At 63.2% G+C, this 23,949-nt stretch carries 21 protein-coding genes; 18 read left to right on the forward strand and 3 right to left on the reverse strand.

Annotated elements, in window-relative coordinates; translation table 11 throughout:
* Positions 1–22: 22 nt before the first annotated feature.
* From hscA to LJX93_RS04375, 14 genes are all read left to right on the forward strand, one after another.
* A complete protein-coding gene (gene hscA, locus LJX93_RS04310; protein WP_156310410.1) occupies positions 23–1,885 on the forward strand; it encodes a Fe-S protein assembly chaperone HscA in 1,863 nt (620 codons plus the stop codon).
* Between the two features lie 3 nt (positions 1,886–1,888).
* Positions 1,889–2,230: an ISC system 2Fe-2S type ferredoxin gene (fdx, locus tag LJX93_RS04315; protein WP_033701184.1), complete on the forward strand. Its 342-nt coding sequence runs from the start codon at positions 1,889–1,891 to the stop codon at positions 2,228–2,230.
* Positions 2,231–2,240: 10 nt separating this feature from the next.
* A complete protein-coding gene (gene iscX / locus LJX93_RS04320) occupies positions 2,241–2,441 on the forward strand; it encodes a Fe-S cluster assembly protein IscX (RefSeq protein WP_003248529.1) in 201 nt (66 codons plus the stop codon).
* Between the two features lie 90 nt (positions 2,442–2,531).
* Positions 2,532–2,957, forward strand: a complete 426-nt coding sequence (ndk, locus tag LJX93_RS04325) for a nucleoside-diphosphate kinase (RefSeq protein ID WP_033701183.1) — start codon at positions 2,532–2,534, stop codon at positions 2,955–2,957.
* A gap of 28 nt (positions 2,958–2,985) precedes the next feature.
* A complete protein-coding gene (gene rlmN / locus LJX93_RS04330) occupies positions 2,986–4,131 on the forward strand; it encodes a 23S rRNA (adenine(2503)-C(2))-methyltransferase RlmN (protein WP_033701180.1) in 1,146 nt (381 codons plus the stop codon).
* 14 nt (positions 4,132–4,145) lie between these two features.
* Positions 4,146–4,907, forward strand: a complete 762-nt coding sequence (gene pilW, locus LJX93_RS04335; protein ID WP_033701179.1) for a type IV pilus biogenesis/stability protein PilW — start codon at positions 4,146–4,148, stop codon at positions 4,905–4,907.
* Positions 4,904–5,941 (forward strand): RodZ domain-containing protein, encoded by a 1,038-nt coding sequence (locus LJX93_RS04340; protein WP_033701178.1) that lies wholly within the window; start codon positions 4,904–4,906, stop codon positions 5,939–5,941. Before pilW ends, LJX93_RS04340 begins: the two co-directional genes overlap by 4 nt.
* Positions 5,942–5,944: 3 nt before the next feature.
* The gene (gene ispG, locus LJX93_RS04345) at positions 5,945–7,054 is read left to right on the forward strand and encodes a flavodoxin-dependent (E)-4-hydroxy-3-methylbut-2-enyl-diphosphate synthase (protein WP_033701177.1); all 1,110 of its coding nucleotides are present in this window, start codon (positions 5,945–5,947) and stop codon (positions 7,052–7,054) included.
* A 25-nt stretch (positions 7,055–7,079) separates the two neighbouring features.
* The gene (hisS, locus tag LJX93_RS04350) at positions 7,080–8,369 is read left to right on the forward strand and encodes a histidine--tRNA ligase (RefSeq protein WP_033701176.1); all 1,290 of its coding nucleotides are present in this window, start codon (positions 7,080–7,082) and stop codon (positions 8,367–8,369) included.
* Between the two features lie 39 nt (positions 8,370–8,408).
* Positions 8,409–9,050, forward strand: coding sequence for a tetratricopeptide repeat protein (locus tag LJX93_RS04355; RefSeq protein ID WP_033701175.1), 642 nt, complete (start codon positions 8,409–8,411; stop codon positions 9,048–9,050).
* Position 9,051: 1 nt separating this feature from the next.
* Entirely contained in the window at positions 9,052–10,194 is a 1,143-nt protein-coding gene (gene bamB, locus LJX93_RS04360) for an outer membrane protein assembly factor BamB (protein WP_033701523.1), read from the forward strand.
* 117 nt (positions 10,195–10,311) lie between these two features.
* Positions 10,312–11,775: a ribosome biogenesis GTPase Der gene (der, locus tag LJX93_RS04365; RefSeq protein WP_033701174.1), complete on the forward strand. Its 1,464-nt coding sequence runs from the start codon at positions 10,312–10,314 to the stop codon at positions 11,773–11,775.
* Between the two features lie 118 nt (positions 11,776–11,893).
* Positions 11,894–13,042, forward strand: a complete 1,149-nt coding sequence (locus LJX93_RS04370) for a pyridoxal phosphate-dependent aminotransferase (protein ID WP_033701171.1) — start codon at positions 11,894–11,896, stop codon at positions 13,040–13,042.
* On the forward strand, positions 13,030–13,821 hold the full coding sequence (locus LJX93_RS04375; RefSeq protein WP_033701169.1) for an amidohydrolase: 792 nt from the start codon (positions 13,030–13,032) through the stop codon (positions 13,819–13,821). Before LJX93_RS04370 ends, LJX93_RS04375 begins: the two co-directional genes overlap by 13 nt.
* A gap of 165 nt (positions 13,822–13,986) precedes the next feature.
* Here LJX93_RS04375 and LJX93_RS04380 read toward each other — a convergent pair whose 3' ends face one another.
* A complete protein-coding gene (locus LJX93_RS04380; RefSeq protein ID WP_227696781.1) occupies positions 13,987–16,542 on the reverse strand; it encodes a PepSY domain-containing protein in 2,556 nt (851 codons plus the stop codon).
* 102 nt (positions 16,543–16,644) lie between these two features.
* The gene (locus LJX93_RS04385; RefSeq protein WP_047581351.1) at positions 16,645–18,957 is read right to left on the reverse strand and encodes a TonB-dependent receptor; all 2,313 of its coding nucleotides are present in this window, start codon (positions 18,955–18,957) and stop codon (positions 16,645–16,647) included.
* A 221-nt stretch (positions 18,958–19,178) separates the two neighbouring features.
* Here LJX93_RS04385 and LJX93_RS04390 point away from each other — a divergent pair, with 221 nt between their 5' ends.
* On the forward strand, positions 19,179–19,859 hold the full coding sequence (locus tag LJX93_RS04390) for a Fe2+-dependent dioxygenase (protein WP_095064040.1): 681 nt from the start codon (positions 19,179–19,181) through the stop codon (positions 19,857–19,859).
* 3 nt (positions 19,860–19,862) lie between these two features.
* On the forward strand, positions 19,863–20,612 hold the full coding sequence (locus LJX93_RS04395) for a tetratricopeptide repeat protein (RefSeq protein WP_033701163.1): 750 nt from the start codon (positions 19,863–19,865) through the stop codon (positions 20,610–20,612).
* 155 nt (positions 20,613–20,767) lie between these two features.
* Here LJX93_RS04395 and LJX93_RS04400 read toward each other — a convergent pair whose 3' ends face one another.
* Entirely contained in the window at positions 20,768–21,931 is a 1,164-nt protein-coding gene (locus tag LJX93_RS04400) for a type III PLP-dependent enzyme (protein WP_047581355.1), read from the reverse strand.
* A gap of 506 nt (positions 21,932–22,437) precedes the next feature.
* Here LJX93_RS04400 and LJX93_RS04405 point away from each other — a divergent pair.
* Positions 22,438–22,923, forward strand: coding sequence for a sigma-70 family RNA polymerase sigma factor (locus tag LJX93_RS04405; RefSeq protein ID WP_227696783.1), 486 nt, complete (start codon positions 22,438–22,440; stop codon positions 22,921–22,923).
* Between the two features lie 20 nt (positions 22,924–22,943).
* On the forward strand, positions 22,944–23,906 hold the full coding sequence (locus LJX93_RS04410) for a FecR family protein (protein WP_033701159.1): 963 nt from the start codon (positions 22,944–22,946) through the stop codon (positions 23,904–23,906).
* Positions 23,907–23,949: the final 43 nt, after the last annotated feature.

The raw sequence follows: 23,949 nt of genomic DNA on the forward strand, positions 1-23,949 counted from the left end.
CGCCTAAGGTATTCAGATAAGCATGGCCCTACTGCAGATCGCCGAACCCGGTCAGACCCCTCAGCCGCACCAGCGTCGCCTGGCGGTGGGTATCGACCTGGGTACCACCAATTCTCTGGTCGCCGCCTTGCGCAGCGGTCGTAGTGAGCCCCTGCCCGATGCGCAGGGTAATGTCATTCTGCCGTCTGCGGTGCGCTACCTCGAAGGGCGCAGCGAAGTCGGGCAGGCTGCGCGCGATGCCGCTTCCAGCGACCCACTGAACACCGTGCTGTCGGTAAAGCGCCTGATGGGGCGTGGTCTGGCCGACGTCAAGCAATTGGGCGAACAGCTGCCTTACCGCTTTATTGGCGGTGAGTCGCACATGCCGTTCATCGACACCGTCCAGGGGCCGAAAAGCCCGGTGGAGGTGTCCGCCGATATCCTCAAGGTGCTGCGTGAGCGCGCCGAGCAAACCCTCGGCGGCGATCTGGTGGGGGCGGTGATCACCGTGCCGGCCTATTTCGACGACGCCCAGCGCCAGGCCACCAAGGACGCTGCGCGCCTGGCCGGCCTCAATGTGCTGCGCCTGCTCAACGAACCGACCGCAGCGGCCGTGGCCTATGGCCTGGACCAGAACGCCGAAGGCGTTGTGGCCATCTATGACCTGGGTGGCGGTACCTTCGACATTTCCATCCTGCGCCTGACGGCCGGTGTCTTCGAAGTGCTGGCCACCGGCGGCGATACCGCCCTGGGCGGCGATGATTTCGACCATGCCATTGCTGGCTGGATCATCGAGCAGGCTGGCCTGTCCTCCGATCTCGACCCCGCCACCCAGCGCCAGTTGCTGCAGGCCGCCTGCGCCGCCAAGGAAGCCCTGACCGATGCCGACGTTGTCAGCGTCCGCCACGGTGCCTGGCAGGGCGAGCTGAGCCGCGCGGCCTTTGAAGCCATGATCGAGCCGTTGGTCGCCCGCAGCCTCAAGGCCTGCCGCCGCGCCGTGCGCGACAGCGGCGTCGAGCCCGAAGAGGTCGGTGCCGTGGTGATGGTGGGCGGTTCGACCCGCGTACCCCGCGTACGTGACGCTGTCGGCAGTCTGTTCGGCCGCACCCCGCTGACCTCGATCGACCCGGACCAGGTGGTGGCCATCGGTGCTGCCATCCAGGCCGACACCTTGGCTGGCAACCGCCGCGAAGGTGGCGAGTTGCTGCTGCTCGATGTCATCCCGCTGTCCCTGGGCCTTGAGACCATGGGTGGCTTGATGGAGAAAGTGATTCCGCGCAACACCACCATTCCGGTGGCGCGTGCCCAGGAATTCACTACCTATAAAGATGGCCAGTCGGCCATGATGATCCACGTGCTGCAGGGCGAACGCGAGCTGATCAGCGACTGCCGCTCCCTGGCGCGCTTCGAACTGCGCGGCATCCCGGCGATGGTTGCCGGCGCCGCGAAGATCCGCGTGACCTTCCAGGTCGATGCCGATGGCCTGCTCAGCGTCGCGGCCCGCGAACTGGGGTCGGGGGTCGAGGCCAGCATTCAGGTCAAGCCATCCTACGGCCTGACCGACGGCGAGATCGCCCGCATGCTCAAGGATTCGTTCGAGCACGCAGGCACCGACAAGCAGGCGCGTCAGCTGCGTGAACACCAGGTTGATGGCGAGCGTCTGCTCGAAGCGGTGCAGGGCGCCCTGGACGCCGATGGCCAGCGGCTGCTCAGCAGCGAAGAACGCGAAGCCATTGAATTCCAGATGCAAGAACTACGTGATTTGCTGACCGGCACCGATGGCCCTGCCATCGAGCAACAGACCAAGCGTCTGTCGCAGGTGACCGATGCATTTGCCGCCCGTCGCCTTGATTCGACGGTCAAAGCCGCACTGGCCGGGCGCAACCTGAATGAGATCGAGGAGTAACCGATGCCGCTGGTGACATTCCTGCCGCATGAGAAGTTCTGCCCGGAGGGGCTGACCGTGGAGGTCGCGCCCGGGACCAACATCCTGGAGCTGGCCCACGACCATCACATCGAGATGGAAAGCGCCTGCGGTGGCGTAAAGGCCTGCACCACCTGTCACTGCATTGTTCGCAAAGGTTTCGAGTCGCTCGATGAAGCCGACGAGCTGGAAGAGGACATGCTGGACAAGGCCTGGGGCCTGGAGGCCCAGTCGCGCCTCGGCTGCCAGGTAGTCGTCGGTGACCAGGACCTGGCCATCGAGATCCCCAAGTATTCGCTCAACCACGCTGCCGAAGCGCCCCACTGAGGATTTTTGCATGAGTCTGAAATGGGTTGATGTACTTGAGATCGCCATCCAGCTTGCAGAAAGCAAGCCGGAAGTCGATCCTCGTTACGTGAATTTCGTCGATCTGCACCGCTGGGTGCTGGCATTGCCAGAGTTCAGCGACGATCCGTCACGCGGCGGTGAGAAAGTGCTCGAGGCCATCCAGGCGGCCTGGATTGATGAAGCCGACTAAGCGCGACGCTGCAGGTTAGGCAATCCCCTGGAACCCGCGTATAATTCGCGGGTTTAATTTTTCGCAACACTCATATTTCTGGAGTTTTCCATGGCTGTTCAACGTACTTTCTCGATCATCAAGCCTGACGCAGTTGCCAAAAACGTCATCGGCAAGATCACCACTCGCTTCGAAGACGCCGGCCTGAAAATCGTTGCCTCGAAAATCAAGCAACTGTCCAAAGCCGAAGCCGAAGGCTTCTACGCTGAGCACAGCGAGCGCGGCTTCTTCGGCGACCTGGTTGCCTTCATGACTTCCGGTCCGGTTGTCGTTCAGGTTCTGGAAGGCGAAAACGCAATCGCTCTGAACCGTGAGCTGATGGGCGCTACCAACCCTAAAGAAGCTGCTGCCGGCACCATCCGTGCTGACTTCGCCGAGTCGATCGACGCCAACGCCGTTCACGGTTCGGACTCCGAAGCTGCTGCTGCTCGCGAAATCGCTTACTTCTTCGCTGCTACCGAGGTAACCACTCGCTAAGCGAAAGCTTACGGGTGAGGGTGAATCCATGACGACATCTACTGGCAAAATCAACCTGTTGGGCCTGACCCAGCCGGAAATGGAACAATTCTTCGACTCTATCGGGGAGAAGCGCTTCCGTGCCGGCCAGGTGATGAAATGGATTCACCATTTTGGCGTCGATGATTTCGCCGCCATGACGAACGTCGGCAAGGCCTTGCGCGAAAAGCTCGAGGCTGTTGCCGAAATTCGCCCACCGGAAGTGGTCAGTGAAGACATTTCCGCCGACGGCACCCGTAAATGGGTGATCCGCGTTGCCTCCGGCAGCTGCGTCGAGACCGTCTACATTCCCACCGACGACCGCGGCACTTTGTGCGTCTCGTCGCAAGCCGGCTGCGCCCTGGATTGCAGTTTCTGCTCCACCGGCAAGCAAGGCTTCAACAGCAACCTCACCGCCGCCGAAGTGATCGGCCAGGTGTGGCTTGCCAACAAATCTTTCGGGACCGTCCCGGCCAAAGTCGACCGCGCGATTACCAACGTGGTCATGATGGGCATGGGCGAGCCTCTGCTGAACTTCGACAATGTCATCGCCGCCATGAAGATCATGATGGATGATCTGGGCTATGGCATTTCCAAACGTCGCGTCACCTTGTCCACCTCGGGCGTGGTGCCGATGATCGACGAGCTGGCCAAGCACATCGACGTGTCGCTGGCCCTGTCGCTGCACGCGCCGAACGACGCGCTGCGCAACCAGTTGGTGCCGATCAACAAGAAGTACCCGTTGAAGGTGCTGCTGGAGTCGTGCATGGGCTACATGGCCACCCTGGGTGGCAAGCGCGTGCTGACGGTTGAGTACACCCTGCTCAAGGACGTCAACGACCAGCCCGAGCACGCCGCACAGATGATCGAGCTGCTGCGTGACGTGCCGTGCAAGATCAACCTGATCCCGTTCAACCCGTTCCCGCATTCCGGTTACGAGCGTCCTAGCAACAATGCTATCCGCCGCTTCCAGGACCTGCTGCACCACGGCGGCTTCAACGTCACCACCCGTACCACCCGTGGCGAGGACATCGACGCCGCTTGTGGTCAGCTGGTCGGCCAGGTCAACGACCGCACCCGCCGCAGTGAGCGCTACATCGCCGTGCGCCAGTTGTCTGCCGACGCCGAGCTGCCAGACAGCGCCGCGCGCCACTGACCGAGAACCTAGCCATGAGCCTGCGCGCCGCGCTGTCGATCCTTGCGCTTTTGCTGCTGGCCGGCTGCGTGTCGGGCGGCGCGGGCGATCCGCTGGCCAGTCGGCAGGGGCGGGAAGAGGCGGGCAGGGCTTATGTGCAGCTTGGGCTTGGGTATTTGCAACAAGGCCTGACCGAGCAGGCCAAGGCGCCGCTTGGCAAAGCCCTCGCCCTCGACGCCAGCGATGCCGGCGCACACGCCGCCCTGGCGCTGGTGTTTCAGGCGCAGGGTGAGCCGGGGTTGGCCGAGAAACACTTTCAAAAAGCCCTGCAGGCACGCCCTGGCGATACGCGAATTCGCAACAATTACGGCAGTTTCCTTTATGCTCAGGGGCGATTTGCCGAGGCCAAGCAGATGTTTCGCCTGGCCAGCGCCGATACCCTGTATCCTGAACGCTCCCGCGTGTACGAGAACCTTGGCCTGACTGCCCTGAAGCTCGAACGTCGTGACCAGGCCCACACATATCTGTTCAAAGCGTTGCAACTCAACCCGCAGCAACCGAGAGCGTTGCTGGAAATGGCTGAGTTGTCCTACGAAAACAGGCATTATGTGCCGGCCCTGGACTACTACGATCGTTTCAGCCGGTTGAGCGACCATGACGCCCGTAGCCTTCTGCTGGGCAGCCGCCTTGCCCGGGTATTCGACGAGCAGGGCACACTGGCCGACCTGGGCCAGCAATTACAACGACTTTATCCCGGTACGCCGGAATATCAGCAATACCTGTCGGAGCAACGATGAACGCCGCGCATCCCGAAGTAGCAGTAGCGCCTGGCCAGAACCCCGGTGAGCTTTTGCGCCAGGCCCGTGAGAAGCGGGACTGGTCACAAGCCGAGGTGGCCCGCAAGCTCAACCTCACTGTCAGTTCGTTGAACCACGTGGAAACCGGCGCCTTCGACAAGCTGCCCGGGCACACCTTCGCCCGTGGCTATATCCGCGCCTATGCCAAACTGATGGACCTGGACCAGGCCGCGTTGGTCGAGGCCTTCGACCAGTACACCGGTACCCACGCCAAGGGCAGTGAAGTGCATTCGCTGGGCCGCATCGAAGAACCGGTGCGCCTGTCGCACAACATCCTGCGCGGTGTCAGCCTGTTGCTGCTGGTGGCAGTGGTCGGTGGTGGTTTCGTTTGGTGGCAGGACCAGGGCAGCTTGCGGGGCAAGGACCTGGCCAAGATCGCCCTCGAGCACGTCGAGGTCGAGAGCGCCGACGGCACCACGCAGATCCACCCGCTGGACGAGCCTGAAGACCAGGCCGTGACGGCAGGCCAGCAACCCGAAAGCGCACCGTTGCCGCTGGAGCAGGCCGCTGGCGAACAGCCGCTTGCCGCCGCCGAGCAAGTGCCGGCCAGCCCTGCGCAAACCCCAGCTGCAAACGCAACGCCAGCCCCGGCCGCGCAGGCACAAGTGCCCGCCGCAGCCACTGCGCCAACGCCAGCACCGGCTGCAGTAGCACCTGCTGCCACGGCACCTGCCGCTGCTGCCCCTGTGGTCGCCGCCGCCGAGCCGGCCGCACCGGTCGCAGTACCTGCCGGTAGCGCCAAGGTCGCCATCCAGTTCACTGCCGATTGCTGGACCCAGGTCTCCGACGGCAACGGCAAGGTGCTGTTCAGCGCCGTCAAGCGCAAGGGCGACAACCTCGAGCTGACCGGCAAGCCGCCGTTCGCGGTACGCCTGGGCTTTGCCCGTGGCGCCCAGGTCAGCTACAACGGCCAGGCCGTCGATGTTGCTCCGTTCACCAGTGGCGAGACTGCTCGCCTGAAGTTGGGACAGTAAGTCATGCACGGCGAATCTCCGATCAAACGTCGCGAATCCCGCAAAATCTGGGTCGGCAATGTGCCGGTGGGTGGTGATGCGCCCATCGCGGTGCAAAGCATGACCAACACCGACACCAACGATGTCGACGCCACTGTCGGCCAGATCCAGCGTCTGGTCGATGCCGGTGTCGACATCGTGCGCGTCTCGGTACCGGACATGGACGCCGCCGAAGCGTTTGGCCGCATCAAGCAACGGGTGAGTGTGCCGCTGGTCGCCGACATTCATTTCGACTACAAGATCGCGCTGCGCGTGGCCGAGCTGGGTGTCGACTGCCTGCGTATCAACCCGGGCAACATCGGCCGTGAAGACCGTGTACGCGCGGTGGTCGATGCCGCCCGTGACCGCGGTATCCCGATCCGTATCGGCGTCAACGCAGGCTCCCTGGAAAAGGACCTGCAGAAGAAGTACGGCGAACCGACCCCAGCGGCGCTGGTCGAGTCGGCGCTGCGCCATGTCGAGCACCTGGACCGCCTGGATTTCCAGGACTTCAAGGTCAGCGTCAAGGCCTCCGACGTGTTCATGGCCGTCGAAGCCTATCGCCTGCTGGCCAAGCAGATCATCCAGCCCCTGCACCTGGGCATCACCGAAGCCGGTGGCCTGCGTTCGGGGACGGTGAAATCCGCCGTCGGCCTCGGTATGCTGCTGGCCGAGGGCATCGGCGATACCATTCGTATCTCCTTGGCCGCTGACCCGGTCGAAGAAGTGAAGGTCGGCTACGACATCCTCAAGTCGCTGCACCTGCGTTCGCGTGGCATCAACTTCATCGCCTGCCCGAGCTGCTCGCGGCAGAACTTCGATGTGGTCAAGACCATGAACGAGCTGGAAGGGCGCCTGGAAGACCTGCTGGTACCGCTGGACGTGGCGGTGATCGGTTGTGTGGTCAACGGCCCCGGCGAAGCCAAGGAAGCCCATGTAGGGCTGACCGGCGGTACGCCGAACCTGATCTACATCGACGGCAAACCGGCGCAGAAGCTAACCAATGACAACCTGGTCGATGAGCTCGAGAAGCTCATCCGCCAGAAAGCGGCCGAGAAGGCCGAGGCCGACGCGGCGCTGATCGCCCGTGGCTGACACACAGCATTCGTAAGGACTTTTCGTGAGCAAATCGCTGCAAGCCATCCGTGGCATGAACGACATCCTGCCAGAACAGTCGCCACTGTGGCGCTACTTTGAAGGCACCGTGGCCAGTCTGCTGGATACCTACGGGTACAGCCAGATCCGCACGCCGATCGTCGAGTTCACCGAGCTGTTCAAACGCTCCATCGGTGAAGTGACCGACATCGTCGAAAAAGAGATGTACACCTTCGAGGACCGCAACGGCGATTCGCTCACCCTGCGCCCTGAAGGTACCGCCGCCTGCGTGCGTGCCGTGCTGGAGCATGGCATCACCGGCAACGGCCAGGTGCAGAAACTGTGGTACATCGGCCAGATGTTCCGCCACGAGCGCCCGCAGAAAGGCCGTTACCGGCAGTTCCACCAGATCGGCGTGGAAGTGTTCAACCTCGATGGCCCGGACATCGACGCCGAGCTGATCATGCTGACCTGGCGCCTGTGGGGCCTGCTGGGCATCCAGGACGCGGTCAAGCTCGAGCTCAACAGCCTGGGCACCAGTGAAGCCCGTGCGCGCTACCGTGATGCGCTGGTCGAGTTCCTGTCGGCACGCCTTGAGCAGCTGGACGAAGACAGCCAGCGTCGCCTCAAGAGCAACCCGCTGCGCATCCTCGACAGCAAGGACCAGAACACCCAGGCGGTGCTGGTCGGTGCACCGAAGCTCGAAGATTACCTGGACGAAGCGTCCCGCGTGCACTTCGAGGGCCTCAAGGCCCGTCTGGATGCGGCCGGCATCCCGTTCGTGATCAACACCAAGCTGGTGCGTGGCCTGGACTACTACAGCAAGACCGTGTTCGAGTGGGTGACCGACAAGCTCGGCGCCCAGGGCACCGTCTGTGCCGGTGGCCGCTACGACGGCCTGGTCGAGCAGATGGGCGGCAAGCCGACCACTGGTGTAGGTTTCGCCATGGGTATCGAGCGCCTGATCCTGCTGCTGGAGACCCTGGGCAAGGTGCCCGAGTCGATCAGCCGGCAGGTCGATGTCTACCTCTGCGCCTTCGGTGAACAGGCAGAGCTGGCTGGCCTGCGCCTGTCCGAAAGCCTGCGTGATCGCCTGCCGGGCCTGCGCCTGGTGGTCAACGCTGGTGGCGGCAGCTTCAAGAGCCAATTCAAGAAAGCCGACAAGAGCGGCGCGCTGTTGGCCCTGATTCTTGGCGACGACGAGTTGGCCAAGCAGGAAATCGGCGTGAAGCCCCTGCGTGGCCAGGGCGAACAACAGAACATTGCCTGGGATGCTCTGGCTGAGCACCTGGAAACCGCAATCGCTCAGGCGTAACGCGGTTCAACAAGCGAATAGGCGAAAAGGAGTATTGGGGTGTCGAGTACAGATGATGATGACCTGGCAGGGGTCAAGGACTGGTGGAACCGCAACGGCAAGCCACTGCTGACCGGTGCCCTGCTGGCCGGCGTGGTGGTGTTGGGCTGGAATACCTGGCACAAGTACCAGAACAACCAGTCGCAAGGTGCCTCGCAGCTGTACCAGGCATTGCTTGAGACCAGCCTGACGCCAAGCGGCCAGCCAGACGCGACCAAGGTCGCGGAACTGGCCGGCAAGCTCAAGAGCGAATTCGGCGGTACCGCCTACGCCCAGTATGGCAGCCTGTTCGTGGCCAAGGTCGCGGTCGAGAGCGGCAAGCTCGACGACGCCGCCGCCGAGCTCAAGGGTGTGCTGGACAAGCCTGCCGATACCACGCTGGGCGAAATTTCGCGCCAGCGCCTGGCCCGTGTACTGGCTGCCCAGGACAAGGCCGACGAGGCCCTCAAGCTGCTCGACGGCGACGCCGACAAGGCGTTCCTGGCCAGCCGCGAAGAATTGAAGGGTGACCTGCTGGTACAGCTTGGTCGCGCCGACGATGCCCACAGCGCTTATGAAAAAGCCAAGGCCGCGCTGTCCGATGAAGCGGCGGTCGGTGGCCTGCAATTGAAGCTGGATGACCTGGCCAAAGGGGACGCCTGACGTGATCGGTTGGAAACAAGCAGCAGTGCTGACCCTGGCCGTTCTGGCCGCGGGTTGCAGCAGCAACAGCAAGAAGGAACTGCCCCCGGCCGAGCTGACCAAGTTCACCGAGGAAGTGGTACTGAAGAAGCAGTGGAGCCGTTCGATCGGTGACGGCCAGGGCGAGACGTACAACACCCTGGTACCGGCCATCGAAAACGACCGTATCTACGCCTCCGACGTCAACGGCGAAGTCTTCGCCCTCGACCGCATCACCGGCGACGTGGCCTGGAAAAAAGACCTCGACCTGCAGGTGTCGGGCGCTGTCGGTGTGGGTTACGGGCTGGTCATGCTCGGTACCCTCAAAGGCGAAGTCATCGCGCTGGACTCCAGCACCGGTGAAGAGCGCTGGCGCTCACGCGTGACCAGTGAAGTGCTGGCACCACCAGCCAACAATGGTGACGTGGTGGTGGTGCAGACCCAGGACGACCGCCTGATCGGCCTCGATGCCGCGACCGGCGACCGCCGCTGGATCTATGAAAGCACCCCGGCCGTGCTGACCCTGCGGGGCACCGGCGCGCCGATCGTGACCAACCGCATGGCGGTTGCCGGCCTGTCCACCGGCAAAGTGATCGCGGTGGATATCAGCAACGGCGTGCCGGTGTGGGAGAGCCGCGTGGCCATCCCGCAGGGGCGTTCCGAGCTGGACCGCGTAGTGGATATCGACGGCGGCTTGCTGCTGTCCGGTGGTACCCTGTACGTCAGCACCTACCAGGGCCGCGTAGCGGGCCTGGACCTGGAAAGCGGCCGTGTGCTGTGGCAGCGTGATGCTTCCAGCTACGTGGGTGTCGCCCAGGGTTACGGTAACGTCTATGTCAGCGAAGCCTCGGGTACCGTTGAAAGTGTCGACGAGCGCTCTTCCAGCGCCCTGTGGACCAACGATTCCATGGCTCGCCGTCAGCTGTCGGCACCGGAAGTGTTCTCCAGCTACGTGGCTGTAGGTGACTTCGAGGGTTACCTGCACCTGCTCAGCCAGGTCGATGGCCGCTTCGTCGGCCGCGAGCGAATCGACAGTGATGGCCTGCGCGCCCGGCCCTTGGTGGTCGGCGACACCATCTACGTCTTCGGCAACAGCGGCAAGCTCGAGGCACTGACCGTCCGCTGAAGCTAAGCTCAAGTCCGCCAACGGGCTTGAGCCGCGGTGTAGGAAACGCCGCACAAACTCCGGCCGCTGCCTTGCAGCGGCCTTTGCATTTTCAAGAATTCAAGAGTGGAGAGCCGCATGGTTCCCGTAATCGCCCTGGTGGGACGGCCGAACGTCGGCAAATCCACCATGTTCAACCGCCTGACCAAAACCCGCGATGCCATCGTCGGTGACCTGTCGGGTTTGACCCGTGACCGCCAGTATGGTGATGCCTCCTGGCAGGGTCGTTCCTTCATCCTGATCGACACCGGTGGTATCACCGGTGACGAAGTGGGCATGGACGAGAAGATGGCCGAGCAGTCGCTCATGGCCATCGAAGAAGCCGACTATGTGCTGTTCCTGGTCGATGCCCGTGCGGGCATGACCGCAGCAGACCTGATGATCGCCGAGCACCTGCGCAAGCGGAACAAGTCGGCGATTCTGGTCGCCAACAAGATCGACAACATCGACCCTGACGTCGCCCGCGCCGAGTTCTCGCCGATGGGCATGGGCAACGCCATCCCGGTGGCGGGCTCCCAGGGCCGTGGTATCAGCGCCCTGATGGAAGCCGTGCTCGGCCACCTGCCACGCGATGCCGAAGACGAAGCGCTGGACCAGGACGTCGCCGAAGGCGAGGAAGCCGTGCGCATCCCTGGCCCGAGCGAAAAGGATGGCATCAAGATCGCCATCATCGGCCGCCCGAACGTCGGCAAGTCGACCCTGGTCAACCGCATGCTCGGCGAAGAGCGCGTGGTGGTCTACGACGAGCCGGGTACTACCCGTGACAGTATCTACATCCCGTTCGAGCGTGATGGCGACAAGTACACCTTCATCGACACCGCCGGGGTGCGCAAGCGCGGCAAGATCCACGAGGAAGTCGAGAAGTTCTCCGTGGTCAAGACGCTGCAGGCGATCAAGGACGCCAACGTCGTGATCTTCGTCATGGATGCCCGCGAAGGGGTGGTCGACCATGACCTGAACCTGCTGGGCTTCGCCCTCGAAGCCGGCCGCGCCATCGTCATCGCCCTGAACAAGTGGGATGGCATGGAGCCGGGTGAGCGCGCCTACGTGAAGACCGAGTTGGAGCGCCGGCTATTCTTCGTCGACTTCGCCGACATCCACTTCATTTCCGCGCTGCACGGCACGGGCGTGGGCAACCTGTACAAGTCGGTACAGGCCGCGTTCATGTCGGCGGTAACCCGCTGGCCGACCAGCCGCCTGACGCAGATCCTCGAAGACGCCGTGAGCGAGCACCAGCCGCCGCTGGTCAATGGCCGCCGCATCAAGCTGCGCTATGCGCACTTGGGGGGTGCCAACCCGCCGCTGATCGTGATCCACGGCAACCAGACCGACAGCATTCCCAAATCGTACTCGCGTTACCTGGAAAACACCTATCGCCGCGTGCTCAAGCTGGTCGGTACGCCGATCCGTATCGAGTACAAGGGTGGTGAAAACCCGTACGAGGGCAAGAAAAACACCCTCACCGATCGCCAGGTCAACAAGAAGCGCCGCTTGATGTCGCACCACAAGAAGGCCGAGAAGAAGCGCCGCGACAAGCGCTAACTAGCGGCAAGCTACAAGCTCAAAGCTGCAAGAAAAAGCAGGCGTTGATGCATGCCGCTTTTTCTTGTGGCTTGAAGCTTGTAGCTTATAGCTCTCAGTCCCCAGGAAAGAGGGCTCCATGATCCGCAGCAAACTGCCGAATGTCGGCACGACCATCTTCACTACCATGTCCCAGCTCGCCGTGCAGACCGGTGCGCTCAACCTCTCCCAAGGTTTCCCTGACTTCAATGGCCCGCAGGCCCTGCTCGATGCAGTGGGCCGGCATGTGGCCGCCGGGCATAATCAGTACGCGCCGATGACCGGCCTGCCGGCCCTGCGCCAGCAGGTTGCGGCCAAGGTCGAGCGCCTGTATGGGGCCAAGGTCGATGCCGATCAGGAAGTGACCATCACCCCCGGTGCCACCGAGGCGATCTTCTGCGCCATTCAGGCGGTGATCCACAGCGGTGACGAGGTGATCGTCTTCGACCCTTGTTACGACAGCTATGAGCCTTCCGTAGAGCTGGCCGGCGGACGTTGCGTGCATGTACAACTCAGTGACGGCGACTTTCGCATCGACTGGCAGAAGTTCAGCGATGCCCTGAGCCCGCGCACACGCATGGTCATCCTCAATTCGCCGCACAACCCCAGCGGCGCGTTGATCACCCGAGAAGACCTGGACCAGTTGGCGCGGCTGATTGCCGAGCGCGATATCTACCTGGTCAGTGATGAAGTCTACGAACACCTGGTCTACGACGGTGTAGGCCACGCCAGCGTACTGGCCCATGCCGAGCTGTATAGCCGTGCCTTCGTGGTCAGTTCGTTTGGCAAGACCTACCATGTGACGGGGTGGAAGACCGGCTACGTGATTGCGCCAGCGGCCCTGAGTGCAGAGCTGCGCAAGGTGCACCAGTACGTCAACTTCTGCGGGGTGACGCCTTTGCAGTGCGCGCTGGCGGACTTCATGGCCGAGCACCCCGAGCACCTCGACCAACTGCCCGGCTTCTACCAGGCCAAGCGCGACCTGTTCTGCGACTTGCTGGCGGGTTCGCGCTTCAGTTTCCGCCGCGCGGCCGGCACCTACTTCCAACTGGTGGACTATTCGCAGATCCGCCCGGACCTGAACGACGTCGACATGGCGCTGTGGCTGACCCGTGAGCATGGCGTGGCGACCATTCCGGTGTCGGTGTTCTACCAGCAACCTATCCCCGAGCAACGCCTGGTGCGCCTGTGCTTTGCCAAACGTGAGGAGACGCTGCGTCAAGCAGCGGAAAAACTATGCGCGATCTGAGTGCACTGCCCAACCTGAAAATCGCTCTGGTGCAAACCACCTTGGCCTGGCATGACCGCGAGGCCAACTATGCGCATTTCGAGGTATTGCTCGACCAGGCGGGTGACGTCGACCTGGTGATCCTGCCCGAGATGTTCACCACTGGGTTTTCCATGGAGTCGCAACGCCTGGCCGAGCCTGAGAACGGCCCGACCTACAAATGGCTCAAGGCCCAGGCCAAGCGGATCGACGCAGTGGTCACCGGCAGCGTGATCATCCAGGCCGCCGATGGCAGCCACCGCAACCGCTTGCTTTGGGCACGGCCGGATGGCGAGATCCTGCACTATGACAAGCGCCACCTGTTCCGCATGGCCGGTGAGCATAAGCACTACACCCCGGGCGAGCGCCAGGTGCAGTTCGAGATCAAGGGCTGGCGGGTGCGCCCGTTGATCTGCTACGACCTGCGTTTCCCGGTGTGGAGCCGCGATGCCCAGGACACCGACCTGTTGCTGTATACCGCCAACTGGCCGGCCGCGCGCCGCCAGCACTGGAACCGCCTGCTGCCGGCCCGCGGCATCGAGAACCTGTGTTATGTGGCGGCGGTGAACCGCGTGGGCACCGATGGCAAGGGCTTCGCTTATTCGGGTGACAGCCAGGTGCTGGACTTCCAGGGCGAGAGCCTGCTCAGCGCGGGCGAGGCGGACGGGGTGTTCACGGTGGTGTTGCGGGCGGCGGAGCTGGCGGCTTACCGCAGCAAGTTCCCGGCTAACCTGGATGCTGATACTTTCGAGCTTCACTGAGTCAGCACCGGCCCTTGTGTAGGAGCGGCCTTGCGTCGCGAACGGGCCGCGAAGCGGCCCCAGGTTATTGGCGGCAGCGCTGAAATCGATGGGGCCGCTTCGCGGCCCGTTCGCGACGCAAGGCCGCTCCTACACAAAGGCGGGCTGTATCAGTTGTGGCAGTGATCAGTACACATCCCGCCGATAGCGCCCCTCTTCGATCAATTGCTCGACCAACGCTTCTCCGAGAATGCCCTTCAGCGCGGCATCAACACCGGCAGCCATCCCTTGCAGGCTGCCACAGACATACACACAGGCGCCGTCCGCGACCCAGCGCTTGACCGCTTCGGCCTGCTGCAGCAACACATCCTGCACATACACCTTCTCTGCCTGATCCCGCGAGAACGCGAGGTCCAGGCGCGCCAGGTCACCGCTGCCCAGCCAGCCTTGCAGCTCATCACCGCACAGCAGGTCGTGGGCCCGGTTACGCTCACCGAACAACAGCCAGTTGCGCTGCTCGCCCGCGTTGATGCGTGCCTTGATCAGGCTGCGCAAACCCGCCAGCCCGGTACCGTTGCCGATCAGAATCATGGGTGCCGGCGACGCGGGCAGGTGGAAGCCACTGTTGCGGCGCAGGCGCAAGCCCAGCGCGCCATCCACCGGCAGGTACTCGGTCAGCCAACCGGAACCCAGGCCGAGGGTGCCATCGGGGTGACGTTCCTGGCGCACGATCAACTCCAGCACACCGTCACTGGCGATCGAGGCGATGGAGTATTCACGCGTGCCGATCGGTACCAGCGCATCGACCAGCGCCTGGGCGTGCAGCCCCACCAGGTGATCGCGCCGGCTCGGCAGCTGGCGGCTGGCCAGCGCCTGACCCAAGGTTTCGCTCAGGCCGTCGAGCTGCACGGACGTGTCGGCATTCAGCCCCAGGCCATGGAGGAAGGCATCGACCCGCGGCTGACCATTGCGCGGCAAGATTTCCACCAGGTCACCAGCCTGCCAGCTGGCGGGCGCTTCGGCACGCAGGCCGATCAGGTAAACCGGCTGGCCTTGGCTGCCCGGGTTCATCAGCGCGCGTTGCACCAGGGTCCAGTTGCCGAAGCTTGCTGGCTGCCAGGCCGTTACCGGCTGAGCGCCGGTCAGTTGCGCCAGTGCCTGCTGCCATTGCTGCAGGGCCGCCGGGTCGGCGCTGTCTACCTCCACCGGGCTGAACGCAGTGCTGGCGCCGCGCTCAGCCAACCAGGCCTGCAGGCGCCGGGCGAAACCGCAGAAGTGCGGATACTGACGGTCGCCCAAGGCGAGCACTGCGTAGTTGAGGTTGTTCAGCGCCCACGGCTGGCCAAGCACCTTGCGCTCGAACGCGCGGGCGCTGTCAGGGGCTTCGCCATCGCCAAACGTACTGACCACGAACAGTGCACGGCGGGCTTGGCGCAAGTCATCCTCGCCCAGTTCGGCCAAGGCGCGGACCTGCACCGGGAGGCCTGCAGCCTGCAACTGCCCGGCACTCTGCCAGGCCAGCTGTTCGGCAAAGCCGCTTTGGCTGGCGAAGCTGACCAGCCAGCTGTCGCTGCCGGCGTTGACGCTGTCGACGTTGCCGCGGGCGGCGCGCACCTGGCGCTTCTTGCGGCGGCGGTCGAGGTACAGCAGCCAACCCGTCACGAAGAACAGCGGCATGGTCAGGCTGGCGACGGTGACGATGATGCGCCCCGGCAGGCCGAAGTACTCGCCCACGTGCAGGGCGTAAACGCTCTGCAGCAACTGCGCCTTGAAGGATTTGTCGGCGTAGCGGTCGTGGTTTTTCACCTGGCCGGTGGCCGGGTCCAGCATCAGGGTGTCGAAGGCGCGCGGGTGCGCAGCGTTGTCCAGCAGGAAGAACAAGTTGGCCGGTTGCCCACCTGCCGGTGGCAGGCGCAGGTTGTAGGCGGCCAGGCCGGGGCCTGCGGCAGCCTTGAGGCTGGCCCAGATGGCGTCGTAGTCGACCACCAGCGGCGGTGCGTTTTTATCGACCTTCTGTGGCCCGTGGCGGCCACGGCCTTCGCCGCGCTTTTGCTGCTGGCCTGCTGCCGGCGCGTCGGCCAGCAGGGTGTTCAGGCCTTGGCGATACCATTCGTAAGACCAGAACAGGCCGGTGAGGGCGAACAACAGATAGAACAGCAGGCACCAGGTACCTGCCACGGCGTGCAGGTCCCAGTTGAAGGCGCGGCCTTTCTTGGCCCAGTCGAAGGTCAGCCAGACCCGCCAATTGAGTGCCTTGCGCGGCCAGCGCAGGTACAGGCCGGAGAGGCAGAAGAAGATCAGCATCAGGGTGCAGGCGCCGGTGATCTGCCGACCACTGTCGCCCATGGCCAGGAAACGGTGCAGGTTGAGCATCAGGTTGAAGAAATCCTGCCCGGCCACTTCGCCCTTGAGCTCGCCGGTGTACGGGTCGGCATAGCGCAGCTCGCCGCGGCGCTGGCCCGGCGGTGGGGTGAAGAAGATTCGCGCTGCGTTGCCCTGATGAAGGTCGACCCACAGCATCGACACCTTCTCGCCTTGCGCAGCCTCGACCCGCTGCACCAGTTCGGCGGGCGGCAGCACGCCCTCGGGGCGCACTTCTACCTTCAGCACATCGGCATTGAACGCACGCAGCAGTTCTTCCTGAAACGACCAGATCGCCCCGGTAATGCCCATCAAGGCCAGCACCAGGCCAGCGGTGATGCCAAAGAACCAGTGCAATTGGAACAGCGTCTTCTTCACCACATCGATCACCTTGTCGTGCTGCCGCAACCTGCGCGGCGTGCATTATGCCTTGGTACGCAAAAGCCCCGCTCACTGGAATGAACGGGGCTCCGGGTTGCTGCTTTAGAAGTGGACGCTGGTGGTCAGCAACGCGGTCCGGCCCGCCGCCTGGTTGGCGAAGTGGGTGGAGAACGCCTTGTCGTAGTACACCTCGTTGGTCAGGTTCTGCACGTTCAGCTGCAGGTCGACGTTCTTGGTCAGCTTATAGGCCGCCATGGCGTCGTAACGTACATAGCTGTCGACCATGGTGGTGTTGGCCACGCTGCCGTAGACGTCATCCACATAGAACGCGCCGCCACCGACGGTGAGCTTCGGCGTGATCGCGTAAGTGGTCCACAGGCTGGCGCTGTTGTTCGGCGTGTTCGGCAGCTGGTTGCCGTCGTTGGCCTTGCCCAGCGCGCCACCGTCGATCTGGCGGGCCTGCATGTAGGTATAACCGGCGAAAACCTGCCACTTGTCGGTCAGCTTGCCGCTGGCCGACAGCTCGATGCCCTGCACGCGGGTTTCACCGACGTTTTCGTAGCTGGTGGTATCTACCTGCACGCGAGCGTTTTCCTTCTCGGTGCGGAACAGCGCGGCGGCCAGGGACAGGCGCTGGTCGAGCAGGTCCCACTTGGTGCCGATCTCGTAGTTGGTAGTTTCTTCCGGCTCCATGTCGCTGCTCAGCAGGTTGCCGGCGCGGTCACTGGTGTTGCCCAGCGGGTTGCCTTCGGTGCCTTCACCCAGCATTGCGCCGGGTGGCGTTGCGGAGGTGGCGTAGGAAACGTAGATGCTGCCGTTTTCGGCCGGTTTCCAGACCAGGCCCAGCTGGCCGGTGATGAACTCGCTGGTGTCACGGCCCTTGGAAGCAACGCCCTTGCTGTTCACCACGGTAGCGCCGGCGGCATCGTAAGTGCGGTACTGGGTGTCGAAGTGGTCGTAGCGCAGGCCCATGTTCAGCAGCCAGTCAGGCGTCAGCTCCAGGGTGTCGAACACGTAGAGGGCGCGGGTGTTGCTCTTGGTGTCGGTGCCCGCGTAGTTACGCGCAATATTGCCGTTCCAAGGGTCGTCCGGGTTCGGGTTGCTCAGCGAGGTGCAGTTGTAGCCGCTGCTGGCGCCGATCATGCCTGGGGTGCAGTTGCTGTTGGCGCTGCCCCCCGGCACGGTATCGGTGTCAACGGTGTAGGACGAACGCTTGCTCTCTTCGCGGCTCAGCTCGATACCGGTGGAGAAGCTGTTCTTCATGCCGCCCAGGTAGAACTCGCCAAACAGGTCAGTCTGGTTGGTGGTGGTGGCGGTGTTGCCGACGCGGCTGTTGGCACGGCGCCAGACGCTGCCGTTGTTGACGTTGCCCTTGCTGTCGTCCGGCTGGGTCAGGATGTAGTCCTGCATGCTGTTGCCATGGCGCAGGGTGTTCTTGACGGTCAGCGAGTCGGTCAGGTCGTGTTCGATCGCGAAGGTGGCGATGTCGACCCGGCTCTTGCGGAAGTCACGGCCGGTCAGGCCGTAGAAGTTGTCGCTGTCGCCACCGTCGTTCGGCTTGCTCGGGTGCGCCGAGGTGCGCCCGCCGCTGCCCGAGGTCGGGATGGTGTAGGGAATGCCCGAGTCCGGCAGGTCGTCGCTTTCCAGGTGGTAGTAGTCGAGGTTGACGCGGGTCGGCGTGCCCAGGCCGAAGGCCAGGGACGGGGCGATGCCCCAGCGGTCGTAGTTGACCTTGTCACGGCCGGCGACGTTGCTCTCGTGGGTCATCAGGTTGAGACGACCGGCGACGGTGTCGCTGAACTGGTAGTTGCCATCGAAGGTGTAGCGTTGGGTCTGGTCACTGCCCCAGGTCCAGGCGCCGTCCAGCGAGTTGCCCAGGTGCGCACGCTTGCTCACCAGGTTGATGGTGCCGCCTGCGGCGCCTCGGCCACCGATGGCCGAGTTCGGGCCCTTGGCCACTTCCACCGACTCGATGGCGAAGATCTCACGGGTTTGCGCGCCGGTATCACGCACGCCGTCCAGGTAGGTATCGCCCTGGGCGTCAAAGCCGCGGATGAACGGGCGGTCGCCCTGGGGGTTGCCGCCTTCACCGGCACCAAAGGTGATGCCAGGTACCGTACGCAGGGCGTCCTGCAGGCTGAGGGCGTTGGTGTCCTTGATCACCTGCTGCGGAATCACCGTGACCGAGCGCGGTGTATCGACCAGCGGCGCGGTGTACTTCTGCGACGAGGCTTTCTCGACCTTGTAGTCGGTGCTGGCCTGTTCGGCCTTGCCGTTGACGCTGGTGGCATCAAGGGTAACGGCACGGTTGGCGGCAGGCTCGGCAGCGTAGGCGGTCGAGGCAGTGATGGCGACGCCGATGGCGGTCACGATCAGGCGTGGCGAACTCACAGCAGATGGCACGTAGTGACGCATTGGTAAGGACCTTCCCCAAGGTGATAAGGCGGCGGATCTTAATGTAAGCAATTGTGACTAACAATTGAGAGTCGTTACCATTCGTGAGGAATTTACAATCTTTACAGTTTGCCGTTACGGTTTTCGTCGGCTGAAACGTCTTAAGCGGCGAATGGGGCTTGTGGTGTGTAAAAGGTAATCAATATCATTGACGCCTTTACATTTGCCCAGGTGCCGCCGCCATGCTGCTTCACATTCCCGGCCTGTTCGATGCCGACGAACTCGCGCGTATCCGTGAGGCCCTGGAGCAGGCTGACTGGGCCGATGGCAAGGTCACGGCGGGTTATCAGTCGGCCAAGGCCAAGCACAACCTGCAGTTGCCTGAAGGCCACCCGCTGGCCAAGGAGCTCGGCAGCGCATTGATCGACCGCCTGTGGAACACGCCCCGGTTCATGTCGGCAGCGCTGCCGCACAAGGTCTTCCCACCGCTGATCAATTGCTACCGCGAAGGCGGCAACTTCGGCTTTCACATCGACAATGCCCTGCGCCAGCCCAAGGGCAGCGCGGAGCGGGTGCGTACCGACCTGTCGTCAACGCTGTTTCTCAGCGACCCGGACAGTTACGACGGCGGCGAACTGGTGATCCAGGACACTTATGGCGTGCAGCAGGTGAAGCTGGCGGCCGGCGACCTGGTGCTGTACCCCGGCACCAGCTTGCACAAGGTCAACCCGGTGACACGCGGCCAGCGCTATGCTGCGTTTTTCTGGACGCAAAGCCTGGTGCGCGAAGACAGCCAGCGGGCGCTGTTGTTCGAGATGGACAATGCCATCCAGCAACTCACCGCCGATGTGCCCGAGCACCCTTCGCTGCTGCAGTTGACGGGTACCTACCACAACCTGCTGCGCCGCTGGGCTGAGGTCTGAGACGTGTCATACCAATTGCGTCGTGAAGAAGTGATCGATGTTGCAGGCCTCAAGGCCATGCTCGAAGACAGCCCCGGCAAGGCTGCCCAGGCGATCCTGGCGGCAGCGGGGCAGGGGGCGGTCGAGGCACAGTTGCTGCTGGGGCAGATTCTGCTCGACGGGCGTGGCATCGAAGCCGATGCCGGTGTGGCCCGGCGCTGGTTCGGCATCGCCGCCCAGGCTGGCAATGCCATGGCGCACAACATGCTTGGGCGTTGCCTGGAACATGGCTGGGGGGGGGAGGTGAGCCTTTCGCAGGCGGCCATCCACTATGCGCGTGCGGCCGACGCGGGGCTGGGCTGGGGCCTTTACAACCTGGGCAACCTGCTGGCCACCGGGCGTGGGGTGCCGGCAAACCAGGCCCAGGCGTTGCTCTGTTACGAGAAAGCGGCGCACATGGGGCATGCCAAGTCGATGAACTTGTATGGGCGTTACCTGGAGCAGGGCATCGCCACGGCGCCCAGCCCGGCGCGGGCGGTGCGCTGGTATCGACGTTCGGCAGAGGCGGGGGACTTTCGCGGCATGTTCAGCCTGGCGCTGGTGCTGGTCGAGCGTGGACAGGTGGCTGAGGCTGGGCCTTGGCTGGAGCGTGCGCGGGTTGAGGGGAATGTGAATTTTCTGCGCAGTGCAGTGGCCACTCTGCAGGGCGCTGGACCGTTGCTGGTGGGGTATGCTGCCGGGTACGCCGAGGAACTCGAACAGCGTCGGGAATGATGTTTACAGTGCCGGCCTCTTCGCGGGGCAAGCCCGCTCCCACAGGTTATCTGTTCCTGTGGCACAGCAGGGTCCGGTGGGAGCGGGCTTGTCCCGCGAAGAGGCCGGCATTGACACACACACATGAAAACGGGGCCTTTCGGCCCCGTTCTTCATTACAGGTAGTAAGCCTTCAGCGGCGGGAAGCCGTTGAATTCCACCGCGCTGTAGCTGGTGGTGTAGGCACCGGTCGACAGCCAGTACAGGCGGTCGCCGATCGCCAGGTTCAGCGGCAGGCCGTACTTGTAGTGCTCGTACATGATGTCGGCGCTGTCGCAGGTCGGGCCGGCGATGACCACTTCTTCCATCTCGCCTTTCTTCTCGGTCCAGATCGGGAACTTGATGGACTCGTCCATGGTTTCGATCAGGCCGGAGAATTTGCCCACGTCGGTGTACACCCAACGCTCGACCGCGGTACGCGACTTGCGCGCTACCAGCACCACTTCGCTGACCAGGATGCCGGCGTTGGCGATCAGCGAACGGCCTGGCTCGAGGATGATTTCCGGCAGGTCGTCACCGAAGTCTTCCTTCAGGAAGCGGATGATCTCTTCGGCGTAGGTTTCCAGGCTGTTGGTACGGGTGATGTAGTTGGCCGGGAAGCCGCCACCCATGTTGATCAGTTTCAGCTCGATGCCGTCTTCTTCCTTCAGGCGCTCGAAGATCACCTTGACCTTGGCGATGGCCGCGTCCCACACGCTGATGTCGCGTTGCTGCGAACCGACGTGGAAGGAAATGCCGTACGGCACCAGGCCCAGGTCGCGGGCGAGGATCAGCAGGTCCATGGCCATGTCGGTCTGGCAGCCGAATTTACGCGACAGCGGCCAGTCGGCAGTGGTGGAGCCTTCGGTGAGGATACGCACGTAAACCTTGGAACCCGGCGCGGCCTTGGCGATATTGCGCAGGTCGGCTTCCGAGTCGGTGGCGTACAGGCGCACGCCCTTCTCGTAGAAGTAGCGGATGTCCTTGGATTTCTTGATGGTGTTGCCGTAGCTGATACGGTCGGCGCTGACGCCACGGTCCATCACTTTGTCCAGCTCGTAGATCGAGGCGATGTCGAAGCTCGAGCCTTTGTCTTTGAGCAGGTCGATGATCTCGACCGCCGGGTTGGCCTTGACTGCGTAGTAGACCTTGGCGAATTCGAAACCGGCGCGCAGGTCGTCGTAGGCCTTGCTGATCATCTGGGTATCGATGAGTACGAACGGGGTTTCTTGCTTGTCAGCGAACGCCTTCATTTTCTGGAAGGTGTCACGCGCGAAATAGTCTTCGACCTGGATCGACATGCTCAGGGACTCCATGGGCAAACTGAAAAGATAAGTGGCTGCAAACTGAACGTCCTCCGTATCCCCACTTTGGTTCGCCTACTCAGTACTTGAGCCGGATGGATCGTTTCCAGCATGGACGTTCGGCGCGCACTTTAGGGCGTGAAGAATGCAAGATCAACAGGCAATCCGGGCATGTTCGTCGCGGATCGACGACCTGCCATTTGAATAACCGACTCATGTGACCGGCAGATGTTCCCTGGGATGATTGAAGCGTTAAATATTGTGGAATGGACCGTTTCGGCCCTTTTGCGGGTGAAGCCGCTCCCGTAGGGATTGCGCTAATCCTGTGGGCGCGGGCTCACCCGCGAATGGCCCTGAGGTGTTCATATTTATGGCCACATTTTCCTGGCACTGCAGTGCCTGAAATCCGTATAAATTTTTTGTTACCAACTGACGGATTTGCCGTGTTTGATGAGAAACATTACTATTCGCACCCTTATCTGCCTCCCTGACGAACCCCGACCGTGTCCGGACCCAAAGGCTTCCTCGACCATTACCATGAGCTGATCGGCACCTGGACGCGCAAGCTGCGCAGTCGTCAGCAGGCCGAGGACCTCGCTCACGATGCCTTCGTACGGGTACTGGAAAACCCCCGCGAACAGGTCGAGCAGCCCCGCGCCTACCTGCACCAGACCGCCCGCAACATTGCCGTGGACGGATTTCGCCGCGAAGACCGGCGCCAGGCAATGGGGCTGGAGGCCTTTGAGGAAAGCGCCAGCCACAGTGGTGACCCTGAAGCCTACGTACACGCGCTGGAGCTGGCCGACAGTGTCGAGCGGGCGCTGGCCGAGTTGCCGCTCAACTGCCGGCGGGTGTTCATCTGGCAGAAGCTCGAAGGCCTGACCCAGGCCGAGATTGCCGAGCGCATGGGCTTGAGCAAGAACATGGTCGAAAAGTATATGATCCGCACCCTCCGACACCTGCGTGAGCATCTGGATGTGTCGGCATGATGAGTCAGGAGACCTTTTCGATGAAACGGCACGGTACCGATAGCGTCCGCGAGCAGGCGGCCGAATGGTTCGCCCGCGTGCAGGATGCGCCGCGGGATGCCGAGCTGCTGGCCCGCTTGCAAGGGTGGCTGGAGGCGGACCCACGCCATCGCGAGGAATACCAGCAGCTCGCCAGCCTCTGGCGCGCCGCCGACTTCATACCGCGCCAGCGCCTCGATGCCCTGTGCGCGCCAGAGCCCGTGCGCCAGCTGCCTCGGCGGCGTTTGCTGCGCCAGGCTTTGGCGGCCGGTGTGGCAGTGGTTGCCCTGGGGCTCGGCTGGAGTGGCTGGCAGTACCAGCGCCTCAATCATCAGGACCTGTTACAGACTGCCTTCGGTGAGCGCCGCCAGGTCGAACTGCCGGACGGCTCGCAGCTGACGCTCAACGGCGGTACGCAGTTGCAGGTCGATTTCAGCGCGGGGCGGCGGCACATTCAACTGAACGCCGGTGAGGCGATGTTCATCGTCGCCCACGACAGCAGCCGACCGTTCGTGGTCGACACGGCCCAAGGCAGCGTGACCGTCACCGGCACCCGCTTTGATGTACGGCTGGACCCGGCCGCCACCCGCGTAGCGGTCGAGCAAGGCTCGGTACGGGTGCAGGGCAAGGATGCTTCGCTGGCGCAACTGACGGCCGGCCTGGGCGCGCATATAGATGCACAAGGCAAGGTGGCGGCGCCCTACGCGGTCAATGCCGCAGCCCTGACTGCCTGGCGCCAGGGCAAGCTGGTGTTCGACAACGCCACCCTGGCCGAGGTGGTGGCCGAAGTTTCCCGCTACCGCACCCAGCCGCTGCGGGTTGCCCCCGGCAAGGTGGCACAGATGCGCCTCTCAAGCACCTTCAGCACCGACGACACCGATGCACTGCTGCGCGCCTTGCCGAGCATCTTGCCGGTGGGCATCAAAGCCCATGAAGACGGCTCTCGCGAAATAATCGCGAAATAGATTCAGGTTTATTTCAGCTCGTTCGTCTTCCTCGCCAGCTGCA

This window comes from Pseudomonas sp. HN2-3 (genome assembly GCF_020691745.1).
Classification (GTDB): domain Bacteria; phylum Pseudomonadota; class Gammaproteobacteria; order Pseudomonadales; family Pseudomonadaceae; genus Aquipseudomonas; species Aquipseudomonas capeferrum.

Coding starts and splice junctions, on each gene's coding strand:
- hscA (WP_156310410.1), top strand. CDS start 23: ATGGCCCTACTGCAGATCGCCGAACCCGGTCAGACCCCTCAGCCGCAC.
- fdx (WP_033701184.1), top strand. CDS start 1,889: ATGCCGCTGGTGACATTCCTGCCGCATGAGAAGTTCTGCCCGGAGGGG.
- iscX (WP_003248529.1), top strand. CDS start 2,241: ATGAGTCTGAAATGGGTTGATGTACTTGAGATCGCCATCCAGCTTGCA.
- ndk (WP_033701183.1), top strand. CDS start 2,532: ATGGCTGTTCAACGTACTTTCTCGATCATCAAGCCTGACGCAGTTGCC.
- rlmN (WP_033701180.1), top strand. CDS start 2,986: ATGACGACATCTACTGGCAAAATCAACCTGTTGGGCCTGACCCAGCCG.
- pilW (WP_033701179.1), top strand. CDS start 4,146: ATGAGCCTGCGCGCCGCGCTGTCGATCCTTGCGCTTTTGCTGCTGGCC.
- LJX93_RS04340 (WP_033701178.1), top strand. CDS start 4,904: ATGAACGCCGCGCATCCCGAAGTAGCAGTAGCGCCTGGCCAGAACCCC.
- ispG (WP_033701177.1), top strand. CDS start 5,945: ATGCACGGCGAATCTCCGATCAAACGTCGCGAATCCCGCAAAATCTGG.
- der (WP_033701174.1), top strand. CDS start 10,312: ATGGTTCCCGTAATCGCCCTGGTGGGACGGCCGAACGTCGGCAAATCC.
- LJX93_RS04370 (WP_033701171.1), top strand. CDS start 11,894: ATGATCCGCAGCAAACTGCCGAATGTCGGCACGACCATCTTCACTACC.
- LJX93_RS04375 (WP_033701169.1), top strand. CDS start 13,030: ATGCGCGATCTGAGTGCACTGCCCAACCTGAAAATCGCTCTGGTGCAA.
- LJX93_RS04385 (WP_047581351.1), bottom strand. CDS start 18,957: ATGCGTCACTACGTGCCATCTGCTGTGAGTTCGCCACGCCTGATCGTG.
- LJX93_RS04390 (WP_095064040.1), top strand. CDS start 19,179: ATGCTGCTTCACATTCCCGGCCTGTTCGATGCCGACGAACTCGCGCGT.
- LJX93_RS04400 (WP_047581355.1), bottom strand. CDS start 21,931: ATGTCGATCCAGGTCGAAGACTATTTCGCGCGTGACACCTTCCAGAAA.
- LJX93_RS04410 (WP_033701159.1), top strand. CDS start 22,944: ATGAAACGGCACGGTACCGATAGCGTCCGCGAGCAGGCGGCCGAATGG.